This window comes from Halomonas sp., from assembly GCF_052095765.1.
In the GTDB taxonomy this organism is placed as follows: Bacteria; Pseudomonadota; Gammaproteobacteria; order Pseudomonadales; family Halomonadaceae; genus Halomonas.
Window position 1 is genome coordinate 1 of sequence record NZ_JBQDJZ010000069.1, and the last position, 15518, is coordinate 15518.

The 15518-nt window shown below is 58.3% G+C and carries 14 protein-coding genes and 1 pseudogene; 2 read left to right on the forward strand and 13 right to left on the reverse strand.

All coding sequences use genetic code 11. The annotated features are described in order from the left end of the window. On the reverse strand, window positions 1-1071 hold a 1071-nt coding region (locus tag ACTH3D_RS09560), incomplete at its 3' end, for a ComEC/Rec2 family competence protein (protein WP_441666846.1). A 110-nt stretch (window positions 1072-1181) separates the two neighbouring features. Here ACTH3D_RS09560 and ACTH3D_RS09565 point away from each other — a divergent pair. Continuing rightward, window positions 1182-1733: a DUF2062 domain-containing protein gene (locus ACTH3D_RS09565; RefSeq protein WP_441666847.1), complete on the forward strand. Its 552-nt coding sequence runs from the start codon at window positions 1182-1184 to the stop codon at window positions 1731-1733. 33 nt (window positions 1734-1766) lie between these two features. Here ACTH3D_RS09565 and ACTH3D_RS09570 read toward each other — a convergent pair whose 3' ends face one another. The 6 genes from ACTH3D_RS09570 to ACTH3D_RS09595 all read right to left on the reverse strand — a co-directional run bounded on the left by ACTH3D_RS09570 (window position 1767) and on the right by ACTH3D_RS09595 (window position 9141). Further along, window positions 1767-2489: an ABC transporter ATP-binding protein gene (locus ACTH3D_RS09570; protein ID WP_441666848.1), complete on the reverse strand. Its 723-nt coding sequence runs from the start codon at window positions 2487-2489 to the stop codon at window positions 1767-1769. Continuing rightward, window positions 2482-3723 (reverse strand): lipoprotein-releasing ABC transporter permease subunit, encoded by a 1242-nt coding sequence (locus ACTH3D_RS09575; RefSeq protein ID WP_441666849.1) that lies wholly within the window; start codon window positions 3721-3723, stop codon window positions 2482-2484. The genes ACTH3D_RS09570 and ACTH3D_RS09575 overlap by 8 nt, the downstream gene beginning before the upstream one ends. Before the next feature lie 3 nt (window positions 3724-3726). Continuing rightward, complete coding sequence (locus tag ACTH3D_RS09580) at window positions 3727-4683, reverse strand: Nudix family hydrolase (protein ID WP_441666851.1); 957 nt, start codon at window positions 4681-4683, stop codon at window positions 3727-3729. A gap of 66 nt (window positions 4684-4749) precedes the next feature. Continuing rightward, entirely contained in the window at window positions 4750-5979 is a 1230-nt protein-coding gene (argJ, locus tag ACTH3D_RS09585; RefSeq protein WP_441666852.1) for a bifunctional glutamate N-acetyltransferase/amino-acid acetyltransferase ArgJ, read from the reverse strand. A gap of 37 nt (window positions 5980-6016) precedes the next feature. Further along, the gene (gene secA, locus ACTH3D_RS09590; RefSeq protein WP_441666853.1) at window positions 6017-8743 is read right to left on the reverse strand and encodes a preprotein translocase subunit SecA; all 2727 of its coding nucleotides are present in this window, start codon (window positions 8741-8743) and stop codon (window positions 6017-6019) included. 71 nt (window positions 8744-8814) lie between these two features. Beyond that, the gene (locus ACTH3D_RS09595; protein ID WP_441666854.1) at window positions 8815-9141 is read right to left on the reverse strand and encodes a hypothetical protein; all 327 of its coding nucleotides are present in this window, start codon (window positions 9139-9141) and stop codon (window positions 8815-8817) included. A 151-nt stretch (window positions 9142-9292) separates the two neighbouring features. Between ACTH3D_RS09595 and ACTH3D_RS09600 the strand changes: the two genes are divergently transcribed. Next, window positions 9293-9772, forward strand: a complete 480-nt coding sequence (locus ACTH3D_RS09600; RefSeq protein WP_441666856.1) for a DUF721 domain-containing protein — start codon at window positions 9293-9295, stop codon at window positions 9770-9772. A 133-nt stretch (window positions 9773-9905) separates the two neighbouring features. Here ACTH3D_RS09600 and lpxC read toward each other — a convergent pair whose 3' ends face one another. The 6 genes and pseudogenes from lpxC to murC form a co-directional block, all read right to left on the reverse strand. Continuing rightward, on the reverse strand, window positions 9906-10817 hold the full coding sequence (gene lpxC / locus ACTH3D_RS09605; RefSeq protein WP_441666857.1) for a UDP-3-O-acyl-N-acetylglucosamine deacetylase: 912 nt from the start codon (window positions 10815-10817) through the stop codon (window positions 9906-9908). Window positions 10818-10935: 118 nt separating this feature from the next. Beyond that, on the reverse strand, window positions 10936-12156 hold the full coding sequence (gene ftsZ, locus ACTH3D_RS09610) for a cell division protein FtsZ (protein ID WP_441666858.1): 1221 nt from the start codon (window positions 12154-12156) through the stop codon (window positions 10936-10938). A 33-nt stretch (window positions 12157-12189) separates the two neighbouring features. After that, window positions 12190-13482, reverse strand: a complete 1293-nt coding sequence (gene ftsA / locus ACTH3D_RS09615; protein WP_441666859.1) for a cell division protein FtsA — start codon at window positions 13480-13482, stop codon at window positions 12190-12192. A 209-nt stretch (window positions 13483-13691) separates the two neighbouring features. Next, on the reverse strand, window positions 13692-14408 hold the full coding sequence (locus tag ACTH3D_RS09620; RefSeq protein ID WP_441666860.1) for a cell division protein FtsQ/DivIB: 717 nt from the start codon (window positions 14406-14408) through the stop codon (window positions 13692-13694). Between the two features lie 3 nt (window positions 14409-14411). After that, complete coding sequence (locus tag ACTH3D_RS09625; RefSeq protein WP_441666861.1) at window positions 14412-15332, reverse strand: D-alanine--D-alanine ligase; 921 nt, start codon at window positions 15330-15332, stop codon at window positions 14412-14414. Beyond that, window positions 15329-15518, reverse strand: a pseudogene (murC, locus tag ACTH3D_RS09630) (UDP-N-acetylmuramate--L-alanine ligase); the annotation flags it as partial. The gene ACTH3D_RS09625 and the pseudogene murC, both read right to left, overlap by 4 nt.

Consider the following 15518-nt stretch of genomic DNA (forward strand, 5'->3'; position numbering starts at 1 on the left):
TGGCCAGGGACGGCCCTGCCAGGCCAGTATCAAAACCGCCACGGCCACAAAAGACAACCACAGCCCAGGCCGCCAAGCCGATAACGGATCAAACAACATCACCAACGCCAGAGCCAGCCAACAGGCCTGCCAGGCACCCGGTGCGTGCCGACCACTGGCCACCCACAGCCCGAGTAACGTCATGATCACAGCTCGCATGGCCGGCGGCTCGAAGCCCGAAAGCACACCAAAACCAAAGGCAGCGCAGCCGGCAAACCACCACGGCCAGGCAGTCATACGCCAGTCACTAGGCATAATGACCCTTGCCAAACGCCGCGCCAGCCATAGCGCAAGCCCCGCCACCAGTGCCACATGCAGCCCCGAGATCACCATCAAATGCGTGGTACCGGTTGCATTCAGGCGTTCCCAGTCAGTCTTATCGAGCTGGTCACCATCGCCCAGTGTCAGGGCGGCCAACCAGCGGCGTCCCAGCGGGCTAATCGGCTGCCGATCAAGATAAGAAAGCGCAGAGCGCCGCAGCGAACCACTGGACTCTTTGAGCCGCACAGGCTTCGGGGTTTGTCGTACATAACCGGTCGCCTGAATGCCTTCACGCTTGAGCCAGGCGCGATAGTCAAAAGCGCCGGGGTTTTGCATGCCCGCGGGCGGACGCAAGCGCACTGTAAAGCGCCATTGTTCGCCAGGCTCAAGAGTCAGCGGCTGGTAGAGGTTCAAGCGAATACGCCTAAGGCCATGGCAGGCAGGCAGCGAAGCGCCTCGGGGCTGACAGTCATTCACCGTCGCGATCATGCGTGTAACGCGACCTTCTCTGGCCACGGACTCCAGCCGGGCGTCCAAGCTTAGGTTCTGGCGGCTCAATCCCTGGGCCAGCTCAGCGCCATCCACCATCACCAGGCGCAGTGCCACCAGCAGGACGACACTGACAGCTGCCGCAGCCGACCACTGGCGGCGGGCAAACAATAACAGCCCAACCACTGCCAGCATTTGCAGCACGGCAGAATCGGCCAACATCCCTGTCACTACGCCCGCCAGGCTCATGACCGCCAGCGGAAGCGCTCCTCCATATCTCATGGCATTGCCCCTGCGCCAAGACTGCGCCATGCTTAACAACTGTCAACATGGCGTGCATCCCTGCCTCCATGGATAATAGACGGCATTACGGTGCCGTGAGAACGTCGTTCATGCCACGCCGATTATTACAACGCTATCTCCCTCATCCTGAGTCACTTCGCAAACGGCGTCCGCTGGGCTTGCCGAAGCGACTCATCGGAGATCCTATGCTGTGGACACTTTCGCGCCGCAGTGTAGCCAATGCTGTGTCAGTGGGACTGTTCAGCGCACTGTTGCCGATACCGATGCAAATGGCGCTGGCAGCCGCTGGGGCTTACTGGTGGCGTGCCAACCTGCCATTGGCTGTCAGCCTGGTGTGGATCACTAACCCGCTGACCATGCCGCTGATTTACTATGGAAACTATCGGGTGGGTGCGTGGCTACTCGGCGATACGCCGCGCATGGCGCCCGCCAGCCTGTCGACCAAGTGGATCGCCGAGCGCCTGACGGATATCCTTCCCCCGCTGATGTTAGGCTCTCTGGCAGTAGCCTTGGTCGCAGCCGTGCTTGGTAATGTGGCGGTGAGGCTGGTCTGGCGTTGGCAGGTGTCCCGCAGCTGGCGAAAACGTGCCCACCAGCGCGAAAAGGCAAAGCGCCACAAGCCCTCCTTCAGGCAGGAATGAAAGATCAGTCGCTGAAATGCAGCAGACGCTTGCTCAGCTAACGAGATCTTCCACCAGTCGGCCGCCATCAAGACGCAGAACGCGGTCCTGATGCGCTGCCAACGACAGGTCGTGAGTCACAATCACAAAGGCCCTGTTGCCAGCACGGGCCAGCTCATCCATCAAGGCAAGAATGCTGGCGGCGGTATTCTGGTCCAGGTTGCCGGTAGGCTCATCCATCAGCATCAGGCTCGGGTCGGTGACCAGCGCCCGCGCTATAGCCACGCGCTGACGCTCGCCGCCTGACAGCTCGCCCGGCTTATGATCTCCGCGTTCGGCCATACCAACGCGCTCCAGCAGTGTCATGGCTTTTTTCTCGGCAGCTTTCTTGCGCTGCCCGCGAATAATCAGTGGCAACGCGACGTTTTCCAGCGCTGTGAACTCAGACAGCAAGTGATGGAACTGGTAAACGAAACCAATATGCCGGTTGCGAAAGCGCCCCAGCTCTGCCTCGTTCATTGCGCTTAGCGACTGACCAGCCACACGGACTTCACCACTGGTCGGTATATCCAGCCCGCCCAACATGTTCAGCAGCGTCGTCTTGCCCGACCCTGAGCTGCCGACAATCGCGACCCGCTCGCCGGCCCTGACGGCCAGCGACAAGTCATTTAGCACCACCAGGTCCCGGGGGCCTTCATCATAGACCCGCGACAGCGAGTGGCACTCGAGCATCAGCTCCCTGTCGCCCTGCGCTGAAACAGCGGTCGACTCACTCATAGCGCAACACCTCGGCAGGTTGGACCCGGGCGGCACGCCAGGCCGGATACAGTGTAGAAAGGAAGGTTAGCCCGAAAGCGGCCAGCACAATCTGGCGCACGTCGCTCCAGCGTAGCTCCGACGGCAGTTCGCTGATGAAATACACACCACTGTCGAGGAACTTAAAGCCCAGTGTAGATTCCACGAAAGCGATAATATCGGCCACGCTCAGCGCCAGTGCGATACCCAGCACCACCCCAATCAGGATACCAATAATCCCGATAGCCAACCCCTGCACGATGAAGATCCCCATTACCGACCGTGGCGTCGCACCAATAGTGCGCAGGATGGCGATATCGGCATGCTTATCGGTGACGACCATGACCAGCGTGGAAACAATATTAAAAGCCGCCACAGCAATGATCACCGTGAGCAGCAGCCCGATCATGCGCTTCTCCATCTGGATCGCCTGGAACAGGTTGCCACGGGTATAGGTCCAGTCCAGACCGCGGTAATCCATGCCCAACTCATTGATGATGTCTCGGGTCTCGCTGCCAGCCAGGAACAGGTCATCAAGTTCCAGTCGCAGCCCGCCAACCGCATCGCCCATGCGAGCCAGGGTCTGCATGTCTTCGAGATGCGCATAGGCAAGGCCCCCGTCAAGATCGGCACCCACACTGAAGATACCGCTGACGGTGAAACGCTTGAGACGCGGAAAAACGCCGGCGGGTGTAATCGAGGCTTCCGGCACTAGCAGGGTCACCCGATCACCTACACCAACGCCCAGTGAGCGTGCCAGCTGTGAACCCAGCACCACATTCCACTCTCCAGCCACCAGTTCATCAAGACTGCCACGTTGCATGTGGTCGCCAATAATCGATACCTGACTTTCCCACTCCGGCAGAATACCGTTGACCATGGCTCCCTGATTGCGGCCAGCCACTGAGAACATGCCCTGCTGCTGGATATAGGGTGCAGCACCGATGACATGCTCGCGCTGCACCAGACGCTCGGCCAGGGGCTGCCACTCAACAAGTCCTGACGGCTTCTCGATGCTGGTATGCGGCACCATGCCGAGGATTCGCGTGCGCATTTCCCGGTCGAAACCGTTCATTACCGAGAGCACCAGAATCAACACTGCCACGCCCAGGGTAAGACCCAGCATCGAGGTCAGTGAAATAAACGAGATGAAATGGTTGCGGCGTTTGGCGCCAACATAGCGCAACCCGATCAGAAACGGCAGTCGATCAAGCATGGATCATTTCCAGAAGTCGCGGATTGAGGCGATGCCCTGGGCACCCACGCCTCGCGCCTGGTTGGCATCAAAACGGCTCATGCCACCCAGGGCAAATACCGGCATTCCTGCCCGCTCGACCAACCTCTGAAACTGGTGCCAGCCAAGAATGGCCGCTTCAGGATGTGACGGCGTCGGCTTGACGGGTGACAGGGTGACAAAGTCGCAGCCGATACGGTAGGCACGCGCTAGCTGTTCCTCATTATGAGTTGATGCTGATAGCCACAGGCCTTCACGCAGGGGCCGGCGCTCAAGTCCCATCAGGCGCTCGCTGGTCAGGTGAATCCCGTCAGCGGCAACCTGGTCGATCAGCGAGGGATCTCCATTAAGCATCAGTCGGGCACCGTGGGCATGGCACAGCGCCAGCGCACGTTCGGCACGGGCCACGTAGGCGGCTTCATCCAGCCGTTTGGCGCGCAGCTGCACCAGCTTGACGCCATCCTCGATGAGCGCCCGCTCAAGCCGGGTATCAAAGATCGACTCGTCGTCCTCTTCCGCCGTAATAAGGTACTCAAGAGGCAGCATGACGGCCTTGAGTATCGGCAGATTGGCGGCCGGGAACGGGTAATTCACCAGCTCGTCCATGGGCACCCAGCGCACCGCCTGCCCCTCGCGGCCAAAGGCTTCGCCGGTAAATTCCAGCACCTGCCAAACATCCAGCAGGATGTGCTTGTCAGGGTACTCGTGGTGTATACGGATCAGCGGCTGGGCACGCGTGACTTCGATCCCTAGCTCTTCGTGCAGCTCACGCTTGAGTGCTTCAAGACCGGTTTCATAAGGCGCCAGCTTGCCGCCGGGAAACTCCCAAAGCCCGCCCTGATCCACATTGGAAGGACGTCGTGCCAGCAGCACTTCATTTCCGTCGGCGCTGATGATGGCGGCTGCCGCCACGTGCGCTCTTCTCTTAACCTTCATGTTCATTGGGTTATGTCCTGCGTGCCGTGACCGCACAGGGTCATGGATTGGCAATTCCTGTCAACGGGCCACTCAGCTGCGGTAGTCCGCGTTGATGGCAACGTATTCCCGGGTAAGATCCGTGGTCCAGACCCGCGCGGCGTCTGCCCCGCGTCCCAAGCTAATACGGATAGTGATGTTGTCGTCGGCCATGACAGCGCTGCCGGCGGCTTCGGTGTAACTGGCAGCGCGACCGCCGTGCTCGACAATTCGCACATCGCCGATATCAATGGTAATGGCAGCGACATCAAAGTTGTCGACAGGCGCCCTGCCGACAGCCGCTAGGATCCGTCCCCAGTTGGCATCACTGGCGGCTAGTGCCGTCTTGACCAGCGGCGAATGCGCCACCGTGAAAGCCACGTCCAGCGCTTCCTGGCGACTAGAAGCCTGTTCAACGTCCAGGGTCACAAATTTGGTGGCGCCTTCGCCGTCACGCACAATCGCTTGGGCCAGCTCGATCATCACGTCATCAAGAGCCGCACCAAAACGCGCTAGTGCTTCCTGACCCTCGATACGCGCCCCTTGATTGGTGCTGATCAGCAGGCAAGCATCGTTGGTCGAGGTGTCACCGTCCACACTGATGCAGTTGAAGCTGGTTGCCACACTTTCACGTAATAGCGACTCCAGCACCTCCGGCGCCAGGTTTGCATCGGTGGCCACAAAGCCGAGCATGGTCGCCATGTTCGGCTTGATCATGCCAGAGCCCTTGGCGATGCCATTGATCGTAACCGTGGCGCCGTTCACGTCCAGGGTGCGTGTGGCACCCTTAGCCCGGGTATCTGTGGTCAGAATACCCTCGCCCGCTGCCGACCAGGCCTCTGCGCTCTGCGACAGGCTGGAAAACGCCTCAGGCAGCCCAGCAAGCAAGCGCGACATGGGCAGAAGCTCACCGATCACTCCGGTGGAAAACGGCAGCACTGCGTTTGCTTTCACGCCAGCCAGCTGGGCCAGTTCACGACAGGTTGCCTGTGCATCCTCAATGCCCTGCTGGCCGGTACCGGCATTGGCATTTCCCGTGTTGATCACCAGGTAGCGGGCACTGTCGACGCCACTGCCCTGTTCGGCCAGGTGCTGCTTGGCGACTGTCACCGGGGCGGCACAAAACGCATTCAGCGTAAATACGCCAGCCAGGCTGGCGCCTTGAGGCACCTCAATTACCACCAGATCGCGACGGTCTGGGGTTTTGATCCCCGCTTGGGCAATACCCAGCCGCAGCCCGGCAATCTCAGGCATGCTGGGGAACTTCGCCACACCAACGGCCATGGCCTGTCTCCTGTATCAATTTCGGGTGACGCAGCGACTAGCTCAGCTTGCCGCAGCACTGCTTGTATTTTTTGCCAGAACCGCAGGGGCAGGCATCGTTACGTCCGACCTTGGGCCCCTCACGACGCAAAGGACGCCCATCCGCACCGGGTGCTGCCAGGGCTTCCTGCGGCTCAACACCGGTGGGTGCCTCATCATGCAGATTGGTTGCCGTTGCTCTTTCACGCTCGAGTTCTTCTTTACGCTCACGCTCCAGGGCGTCCACTTCTTCCGGCGCACGTACCTTGACGTGACTGAGAATACGGATGATGTCGTCCTTAATATTGACCAGCAGCGTCTGGAACAGCGCAAACGACTCCCGCTTATATTCCTGCTTGGGGTTCTTCTGCGCATAGCCACGCAGGTGGATGCCGCGACGCAAGTGATCCATCGACTGCAAGTGCTCTTTCCAGCGCGTATCCAGCACCTGCAGCATGACCTGCTTCTCAAAACGCCGCATCAGCTCAGGGCCAGCTGCTTCAACCTTGGCCGCATAGGCTTCGGAGTGCATGCTCTGCAGAAGCTCACGCAGCTGCTCTTCGTGAAAGCGCTCGTCCTCCTCGGACCACTTCACCACCGGCGCGTCCAGATTGAGCTCGGTCTTAAGATGTGTTTCCAGCCCATGCAGGTCCCACTGCTCGGGAAGACTCTGCGGAGGCACAAACTGGCTGATGGCCTCATCCATCACTTCCTGACGAATGCCAAGAATATTCTCTGAGACATCCTCAGCGACAAGAATTTCGTTACGCTGCTCGTAGATGACGCGGCGCTGGTCGTTGGCAACATCGTCGTATTCCAGCAGCTGCTTACGAATATCGAAGTTGCGGCCCTCAACTTTTTTCTGAGCCCGCTCCACGGCATTGGAGACCATCTTGTGCTCTATTGCCTCGCCACGCTCAAGCCCCAGTGCCTGCATGAGGCGCTGCACGCGATCCGAGCCGAACAGCCGCATCAAGTTGTCTTCCAGCGACAGGAAAAAACGCGTTGAACCCGGGTCCCCCTGACGCCCTGCCCGCCCGCGCAGCTGGTTGTCGATACGCCTGGACTCGTGACGCTCGGAGCCGATCACGTGTAGACCACCAGCTTCAAGCACCCCCTCATGGCGTTTCTGCCACTCGGCCTTCAAACGCTCCACATCCTGCTCGCTAGGCGAATCAAGCGAAGCCACTTCGGCTTCCCAGTTGCCGCCGAGCACGATATCGGTACCACGACCCGCCATATTGGTAGCGATGGTAACCGCGCCAGGACGACCGGCCTGGGCGATGATCTGGGCTTCGCTCTGGTGCTGCTTGGCATTCAGCACATTGAAGCTGATGTCCGCTTTTTTCATCAAGCCAGCCAGATACTCTGAGGTATCGATGGACGCCGTACCCACCAGCACGGGCCGCCCCGCCTGCGTCTGAGTCTTGACGTCCGCGATAATCGCCTCGAATTTTTCCTCAGCAGACAGATACACCAGGTCCAAGTGGTCTTTACGGGTCAATGGCCGATTGGTAGGAATCACCATCACGTCCAGACCATATATCTGACGGAACTCGAAAGCTTCAGTGTCGGCGGTGCCAGTCATACCTGACAGCTTGTGGTAAAGCCTGAAGTAGTTCTGGAAAGTGGTCGAGGCCAGGGTCTGGCTCTCGCGCTGCACCGTCACACCTTCTTTGGCTTCCACCGCCTGATGCAAACCCTCGGACCAGCGACGACCGGGCATGGTACGCCCGGTATGCTCATCAACGATTACCACCTGATCATCATTGACGATGTAGTCCACGTCGCGCTGATACAGGTATTGCGCGCGCAGCGCCGAATTCATATGGTGCAACAGATTGAGATTCTGGGCAGCGTACAGCGACTCCTCTTCGCCCAGCAGGCCTTCGGCACGCATCAGCGCCTCAACCCGATGGTGACCGTCCTCGGTCAACTCGACCTGCTTCTGTTTTTCATCAAGGATAAAGTCGCCAGTTTCAGGGCTTTCTTCGTCTTCACAGGGCGACAGCTGCCGCGCCAGACGATCCACCACCCGATACAACTCCGTGTTCTCATCCACCGCGCCAGAGATGATCAGCGGCGTTCTCGCCTCATCGATCAGAATCGAGTCAACTTCGTCAATGATGGCGAAATACAGTTCCCGCTGGACTTTCTCTTCAAGAGAAAACGCCATGTTGTCGCGCAGGTAATCAAAACCGAACTCATTGTTGGTGCCGTAGGTGATATCGCAGGCATAGGCTTGACGCTTCTCGCCGGGATCCTGACCCGGCAGGATGATCCCCACCGTCAAACCGAGGAACTCATACAGCGGGCGCATCCACTCGGCATCGCGACGTGCCAGATAGTCGTTCACCGTCACCACATGCACACCGCGGCCGGGAAGCGCATTGAGGTAAACCGCCAGTGTTGCCACTAGTGTCTTACCCTCACCGGTTTTCATCTCAGCGATACGGCCATTATTTAGGGTCATGCCGCCCATCATCTGCACGTCAAAATGACGCATGCCCATGACACGCTTGCTGGCCTCGCGCACAGTGGCAAACGCCTCAGGCAGAAGTGACTTCAGACTCTCATCCTGAGCCAGGCGCTCGCGAAACATGTCGGTACGCGCACGCAGCTCATCATCACTGAGTGCCTCCAACGCTTCTTCCAAGGCATTGATCCGTTCTACTGGCTTGCGCAGCCGCTTGACCTCGCGCTCGTTGCGAGAGCCGACCACTTTACGTAATGCTTTACTGAACATGAGTTACTCTGCCGTTGCCTGTGTATGCCTAATCCATCGTCTATGTCTGGGGTGCTGTTCACCCCGCTGGATCATGGGCAAAGTGGCGGGCCACGGCGTGTCAGCACATCATGGGCGGCCACAGCATGAAGCAAAGAAAACAGCGAAAAACGTCCCAGGCGACACACCGAGGCAGCATGAGTGGCAGGTTGGCGTGGCAGGGCATGTCTGGTGTGACGACGCACTGACAGGCGTCGAGAGGCTCGCCGCAGCACCGGCACCAGTATACAGGCCTGGACCAGACGCTCAGCGTGGCTAAGCGGGCTGGATTGGGCGAGACTGGCCGGCAGCAGGCAGGTGACCAGCAGACCGGCCAGCCACCACCGGCTGGCCCGGCGCGAAGCACTTTCAAGTGCCATCACACACTCCGTGTCCCGCGTCGTGCTTAGATGAGCCATGCTGTTGAGCCACTTGCATGCATGCTAGTCTAGCTACCCTGAAATGACGCCTGCCAGGCACTGGCAGAGCCGATGATAATCTACTGGAGCCTAGCCCCAGATTGACAAGTCCATGAGTATAAAGGTTAAGCGGTTCCGCGCCCAGCCCATGAGCCGACTGTTGAACATTGGCCGGCTGGCCCCTCTGATCGACAAGGCCCAACTCATCGAAGGTGTCCAGCAGCATCTGCACCAGCGCCTGCCAGCAGAGCTTGCTGAGCATGTGTTTGTGGGCGGTTTCCATGAGGGTAAGCTGACCCTGCTCACGGATCGTGCCGTCTGGCTGACTCGGCTGCGCTATGAGCAGCGATTACTGCTTGAGCTGGTAAAGCAATACCCTGGACTGGAAAGCACCACTGGCCTGACACTGAAGGTCCGGCCAATCCGCCCAGCGAAAACACCCATGCGCCAACCGCGGCACTTGCCCGCCCGGGCCGCTGACGAGCTACTAAGCTGTGCCGACACAGTGAAAGATCCCAAGCTGCGCGACGCCCTACTGCGGCTGGCGGCCCACGGGCGCAGCAACGACAGCAACAAAAACAACGAATACTGAAAGCGAAAATGCCGCCCTGGGATCAGGCGGCATTCGTGGCTTTCCTGGAAATCAGGACTGTCCTTACTTAACTGACCAGAGACTCAGAACCAGAAATCGACTCTCAACGACTTCCGGCTCTCACATACTAGTATCAAGCCATCGCAGAAACGGAATAGGAAATAGGCACTTCCGCTGCATTTTCTTCAAAAGTGACGATTTCAAACGCATCCGGCTGGTCAAGCAACGCACGGCATAGCTGATTGTTCAGCGCATGCCCTGACTTGATCCCGCGGAACTCACCGATGAGACTGTGCCCCAGCTGGTAGAGGTCTCCGATGGCATCAAGCACCTTATGCTTGACGAACTCGTCCTCATAACGCAGGCCGCCTTCGTTCACGATCCGGTACTCGTCAACAACGATGGCATTATCCAGGCTTCCGCCCAACGCCAGGTTGTTGGCCCGCAGGTGTTCCAGGTCGCGCATGAAACCAAAGGTACGGGCGCGAGAGACTTCCTTGACAAAAGAAGTCGTGGAAAAATCCACGCTGGCCACCTGTTTCTGGCGCTCAAACACGGGGTGATCAAAGTCGATGGCAAAGGACACCTTGAACCCCTGGTGTGGCAGGAATACCGCTTCCTTGTCACCATCACGAACTGCGACTTCACGCTTGATGCGGATGAACTTCTTGGCCGCATTCTGTTCCAGCACACCTGCGGATTGGATCAGGAACACAAAAGGCCCGGCACTACCATCCATGATGGGCACCTCAGGTGCACTGACATCGACAAACGCATTATCAATGCCGAGACCGGCAAGCGCAGACATCAGGTGTTCAACCGTAGCCACCTTGACGTCACCACGAGAAACCGCAGTGCACAACATGGTGTCGGCCACATTATGAGCACTGGCCTTGATGTGGACTTCGGGATCAAGGTCAGTGCGAACGAATACGATGCCGGTGTTCACCGGCGCAGGCCGCAGCGCAAGGTGAACCTTCTTACCTGAGTGGAGGCCAACACCGGTGGCACGGATCACATTTTTGAGAGTACGTTGTCTGATCATGGACAGTCGCCGAGCAGTTATCAGTTATCGAACACCGTTCACTGTAGCATCGAACATCTGTTTTAACAAATAAAGTTGCATCAGCGACATGGCGTCCCTTGACAGGATTTACTTGGGCTCAGTCAGCCTGACGCCTCAGGAATGCCGGAATGTCCAGATAGTCATCCATTTCCTGGGTGCCCTTGCGTGGCTCAGGCCGCTCACGAACCGGCTCGCGTTGCTCGGCAGCTGCACTACTGCCGCCAACCGCTGACTGGCTTCGCCCCGCACCTGGCGACGCATGCGCACTGCGCCCTAGACCCGCCTGACGCTGGCGTAGATCTCCGCGCGGGGTTTCAGCACGTTTGGCACCGTCGCGCTGCGAAGCACCGATCTGGCGATCGGACTCAAGCCCGGCCGCTACCACAGTAACGCGCAGCTCATCGCTCATGTTCATGTCAATGGAAGTACCCACAACGATGGTGGCGTCCTGCGAAGCGAATTCCTGGACCGTTGCACCCACATCATTGAACTCCCCGATGGACATGTCCGGCCCAGCAGTGATATTGACCAGAATACCGCGGGCGCCGTGCAGATCGACATCTTCCAACAGCGGGCTACGAATGGCTTTCTCTGCGGCCTCGCGGGCACGATTTTCGCCGGTGGCGCCACCCGTGCCCATCATCGCGATACCCATTTCGGACATCACAGTACGTACGTCTGCAAAGTCGACGTTGATGATACCGGGGCTGGTGATTAACTCGGCAATACCCTGCACCGCACCCAGCAACACGTCATTGGCTGCGCTGAACGCCGTCAGCAGGCTAGCGTTCTTGCCCAGCACTGAGAGCAGTTTCTCGTTGGGGATGGTGATCAGGGAGTCAACGTGCTCAGAGAGCTCTTTCATGCCCTCCTCAGCGGCGCGCAGACGTTTGGGGCCCTCGAAAGGGAACGGGCGCGTCACCACAGCCACGGTGAGAATACCGAGCTCTTTGGCCACCTGGGCAACCACCGGCGCACCACCGGTTCCTGTGCCGCCACCCATCCCGGCAGTGATGAATACCATGTCAGCACCGCTGATCAGCTCAGCGATCCGCTCACGGTCTTCCATCGCGGCCTGACGTCCCACCTCAGGGTTGGCACCGGCACCGAGCCCCTTGGTGATTTCAGCACCCAGCTGCAGCACGGTCTTGGCCGCCACACGCTTGAGCGCCTGAGCATCAGTGTTGGCACAGATGAACTCAACACCCTCAATGTTGCTTTCCACCATGTGATTGACAGCGTTACCGCCACCACCACCAACACCGATGACCTTGATAACCGCACTGCTTGAGGGTGCGCTATCTACGAGTTCAAACATTTGCCCGTCTCCTGAGCCGCCGTCGCAGCCCTGTCAGAAATTTCCTTTGAACCAGCTCACGAGCTTTGCCAGCGCTGGTGTCGATTCAGCATTCTTGCGTCGGGTGGCATCACCACGATTGGCATGCACTGCAACACTTCCACTATCTTCCTGCTGCACTCCCCGTCCCCGGCGATCCTCTTGCAGCGCATAATGCAGTAGACCAACTCCTGTAGAGTAGATCGGGTTACGCACCACATCAGCCAGGCCACGCACACTCTGCGGGCAGGCAATACGAACTGGCATGTGGAAAATTTCCTCAGCCAGCTCGACTGCGCCTTCCATTCTGGAGGTACCGCCAGTCAATACGATTCCCGCCGCCACGAGCTCCTCATAGCCGCTGCGACGCAATTCGTCGCGCACCAGCATGAAAATTTCCTCGTAGCGCGGCTCAACCACTTCAGCCAGCGCCTGACGCGAAAGATCCCTGGCCGGGCGATCGCCCACGCTTGGCACTTTGATCATGTCGTCACTGGCGGCCAGCTGCGTTAGCGCACAGGCATATTTAACCTTGATGTCTTCAGCGTGCTGAGTCGGTGTCCTGAGCGCCATTGCGATGTCGTTGGTGACTTGGTCACCCGCAATGGAAATCACCGAAGTGTGCCGGATAGCGCCCTCAGTAAACACCGCGATGTCTGTTGTCCCGCCGCCAATATCCACCATACATACGCCCAGCTCACGCTCATCCTCAGTCAGCACGGCGTGGCTCGATGCCAGCTGCTCCAAGATGATGGCATCAACATCCAGGCCACAGCGGCGAACACATTTCTCAATATTCTGTACCGCATTCAGCGCTGCCGTCACCAGATGGACCCTGGCCTCTAGACGAACACCGGACATGCCCAGCGGCTCACGAATACCGCCCTGGGTGTCAATGGAAAACTCTTGGGGCAGCACATGCAGCACTTTCTGGCCTTCCGAGATGGCACGAGCACGGGCAGAGTCAATCACACGATCCACGTCCGAGGCAGCGACTTCACGGTCCTTGATCGCCACGACACCATCGGAGTTCATCGAACTGATATGACTACCGGCGATGCCGACATAGACAGAATGGATATCACAACCAGCCATCAGCTCGGCTTCTTCAACGGCACGCTGAATGGACTGCACCGTAGACTCGATATTGATCACAACACCTTTTTTCATCCCTCTTGAGGGATGTGAGCCGATACCGGCAATCTCGATGCCGCCATCATCTGTGGGCTGACCCACGATTGCTACGACCTTGGATGTTCCGATATCCAGCCCGACGACCATATTGGACGCATTGTATGGACCTGACATGAGTCGGGGTAACTCCTAGAACCTTCCCGAAGGAGATGTGCTTGAATTGGGCAATTAAACCTGTGTAATTATAATAACAAACGACTTCAATACACCAGCCCAGCCTGAAAATATACTCAATACCATACGACCTATTTCATTAGAAGGAAACACCTTGCTGATTGATTAATCAACACATCAATCATGTTGTACTGCGGTATTAACAATCCTCAGTCAGCAGATTCAATCGGTTCTGTTTCACCATGCCAAGCCACCGCGACCCCGTTGGGATAGCGCAGGTCAATATAGCGAAGGTGGGCTGCCAGCTCTGCCAGACGCCGCTGCCACACGGCTTCGAAGCGTTCCAGCCGAGCTTCCTGATTGGCACGCCCGAGCATGATCCACAGGCCGTCCTCCAGCTGGAAGCGCCAGGCACCGCGGTCTTCAAGACGCAGCTGAGCCACTTCCATCCCGTGCTGTTTTAGGCGTTTCTCGAGCTCGCCATGAAACGCCAGCACCTCAGGACCACTGTCATTAGGGCCCGAAAGAAAAATCAAGCCGTCCGGCACCTCCGCAGGTGCAAAGTCAAAAGGCTCACCGTCGCCATTCAGCAACTGGTCATCGTTCCAGCGCGCTACCGGCGACTGCTCAAGCAACTCGAACGTCAATCCGTCAGGCCACTCCCTGCGAATATGAACTTCTTTTAACCAGCCGATTTCCAGCGCCTGCTCGCGCAGTTCATCTAGGTCCACGGATAGCCACCGGCGATCGCTGACCAGTGGTGACAGCTGGTTGCGTAGATAATCCGCTCCCACATGGCGCATATCACCGCCACGGATGGATACGCGCTCAATGGGGCGGTCAAGCCAGCTCCATAACGCATAGGAACCGCCCGCCAGCAGCGCGACCAGAAACAGCAGGCTGATCAGGGTTCCGCGACGCATCATCGATCAGCGACTCCCGACTGTATCGAGAATTTTTAGCACCAGGTGATCAAAATCAATCCCCACATGTGCGGCGGCCTGAGGTACCAGGCTGTGGTCAGTCATGCCTGGCGAGGTGTTGACTTCAATCAGCCAGAACCGCCCTTGCGCATCACGCATCACATCAACGCGTCCCCATCCCTTACAACCCACCACCTCGAACGCGCGCAGACACAAGCTGGCAAGTTCTGCCTCGTCTTTATCAGATAGACCACTGGGCAAATGATAAAGGGTATCATTGGAAATATACTTGGCTTCATAATCATAAAAGCCACTTGGCACTTCAACGCGAATTGCCGGCAGTGTCATGTCGCCAAGTACTGACACTGTATATTCTTCACCACTGACAAAACTCTCAGCCATTACCCGGCTATCGTAATGAACAGCATCCTGATAGGCCGCTTTCAGTGCATCGGCCGTCTCAACAACAGTAATACCCAGCGTGGACCCCTCATGGACAGGCTTGACAATCAGTGGCAGCCCAAGGCGCTCGACGACCGCAATCAAGTCGGAATCCGCGTCAAGGCTCACGCTGTCAGGGGTTGGCAAACCCTGTGACAGCCATAGCCACTTGGTGCGTATTTTGTCCATGCCGACGGCAGACGCCAATACGCCACTGCCGGTGTAAGGGATGCCCATCAGCTCAAGCGCGCCCTGAAGCGTACCATCTTCACCACCCCGCCCGTGCAACGCGATGAACACCTTGTCCGGCGCCATCTTTTCAAGACCGGACAGGTCTCCACCGGCCGTGTCGTAGCCCTGGGGCGACAGGCCTGAGCGTGTCAGTGAGTCCAGCACAGCCTGGCCGCTCATCAAAGAAACCTCGCGCTCGGCAGAGTCACCGCCATACAGCACAACGACACGCCCATGGTCGGTATTCGCTGTCATAACGCTACCTCATCAAAATTCAGACCACTGTCAGCAAGCTGCTGTGCAATGCTGCCCACATCACCAGCCCCCTGAGTAATCAATAGATCACCCGGCTTGAGCACGCGCTTCAGCAGACCGGGCAGCTCACTCTTGTCTTGTACGAAAATCGGGTCCATCTCACCGCGCTGGCGAATGGAGCCGGCG

Bases quoted from the DNA above. Each gene is read 5' to 3' on its own strand.
- ACTH3D_RS09565 (WP_441666847.1), top strand. From the start codon at position 1,182: ATGCCACGCCGATTATTACAACGCTATCTCCCTCATCCTGAGTCACTT.
- ACTH3D_RS09570 (WP_441666848.1), bottom strand. From the start codon at position 2,489: ATGAGTGAGTCGACCGCTGTTTCAGCGCAGGGCGACAGGGAGCTGATG.
- ACTH3D_RS09575 (WP_441666849.1), bottom strand. From the start codon at position 3,723: ATGCTTGATCGACTGCCGTTTCTGATCGGGTTGCGCTATGTTGGCGCC.
- ACTH3D_RS09580 (WP_441666851.1), bottom strand. From the start codon at position 4,683: ATGAACATGAAGGTTAAGAGAAGAGCGCACGTGGCGGCAGCCGCCATC.
- argJ (WP_441666852.1), bottom strand. From the start codon at position 5,979: ATGGCCGTTGGTGTGGCGAAGTTCCCCAGCATGCCTGAGATTGCCGGG.
- secA (WP_441666853.1), bottom strand. From the start codon at position 8,743: ATGTTCAGTAAAGCATTACGTAAAGTGGTCGGCTCTCGCAACGAGCGC.
- ACTH3D_RS09595 (WP_441666854.1), bottom strand. From the start codon at position 9,141: ATGGCACTTGAAAGTGCTTCGCGCCGGGCCAGCCGGTGGTGGCTGGCC.
- ACTH3D_RS09600 (WP_441666856.1), top strand. From the start codon at position 9,293: ATGAGTATAAAGGTTAAGCGGTTCCGCGCCCAGCCCATGAGCCGACTG.
- lpxC (WP_441666857.1), bottom strand. From the start codon at position 10,817: ATGATCAGACAACGTACTCTCAAAAATGTGATCCGTGCCACCGGTGTT.
- ftsZ (WP_441666858.1), bottom strand. From the start codon at position 12,156: ATGTTTGAACTCGTAGATAGCGCACCCTCAAGCAGTGCGGTTATCAAG.
- ftsA (WP_441666859.1), bottom strand. From the start codon at position 13,482: ATGTCAGGTCCATACAATGCGTCCAATATGGTCGTCGGGCTGGATATC.
- ACTH3D_RS09620 (WP_441666860.1), bottom strand. From the start codon at position 14,408: ATGATGCGTCGCGGAACCCTGATCAGCCTGCTGTTTCTGGTCGCGCTG.
- ACTH3D_RS09625 (WP_441666861.1), bottom strand. From the start codon at position 15,332: ATGACAGCGAATACCGACCATGGGCGTGTCGTTGTGCTGTATGGCGGT.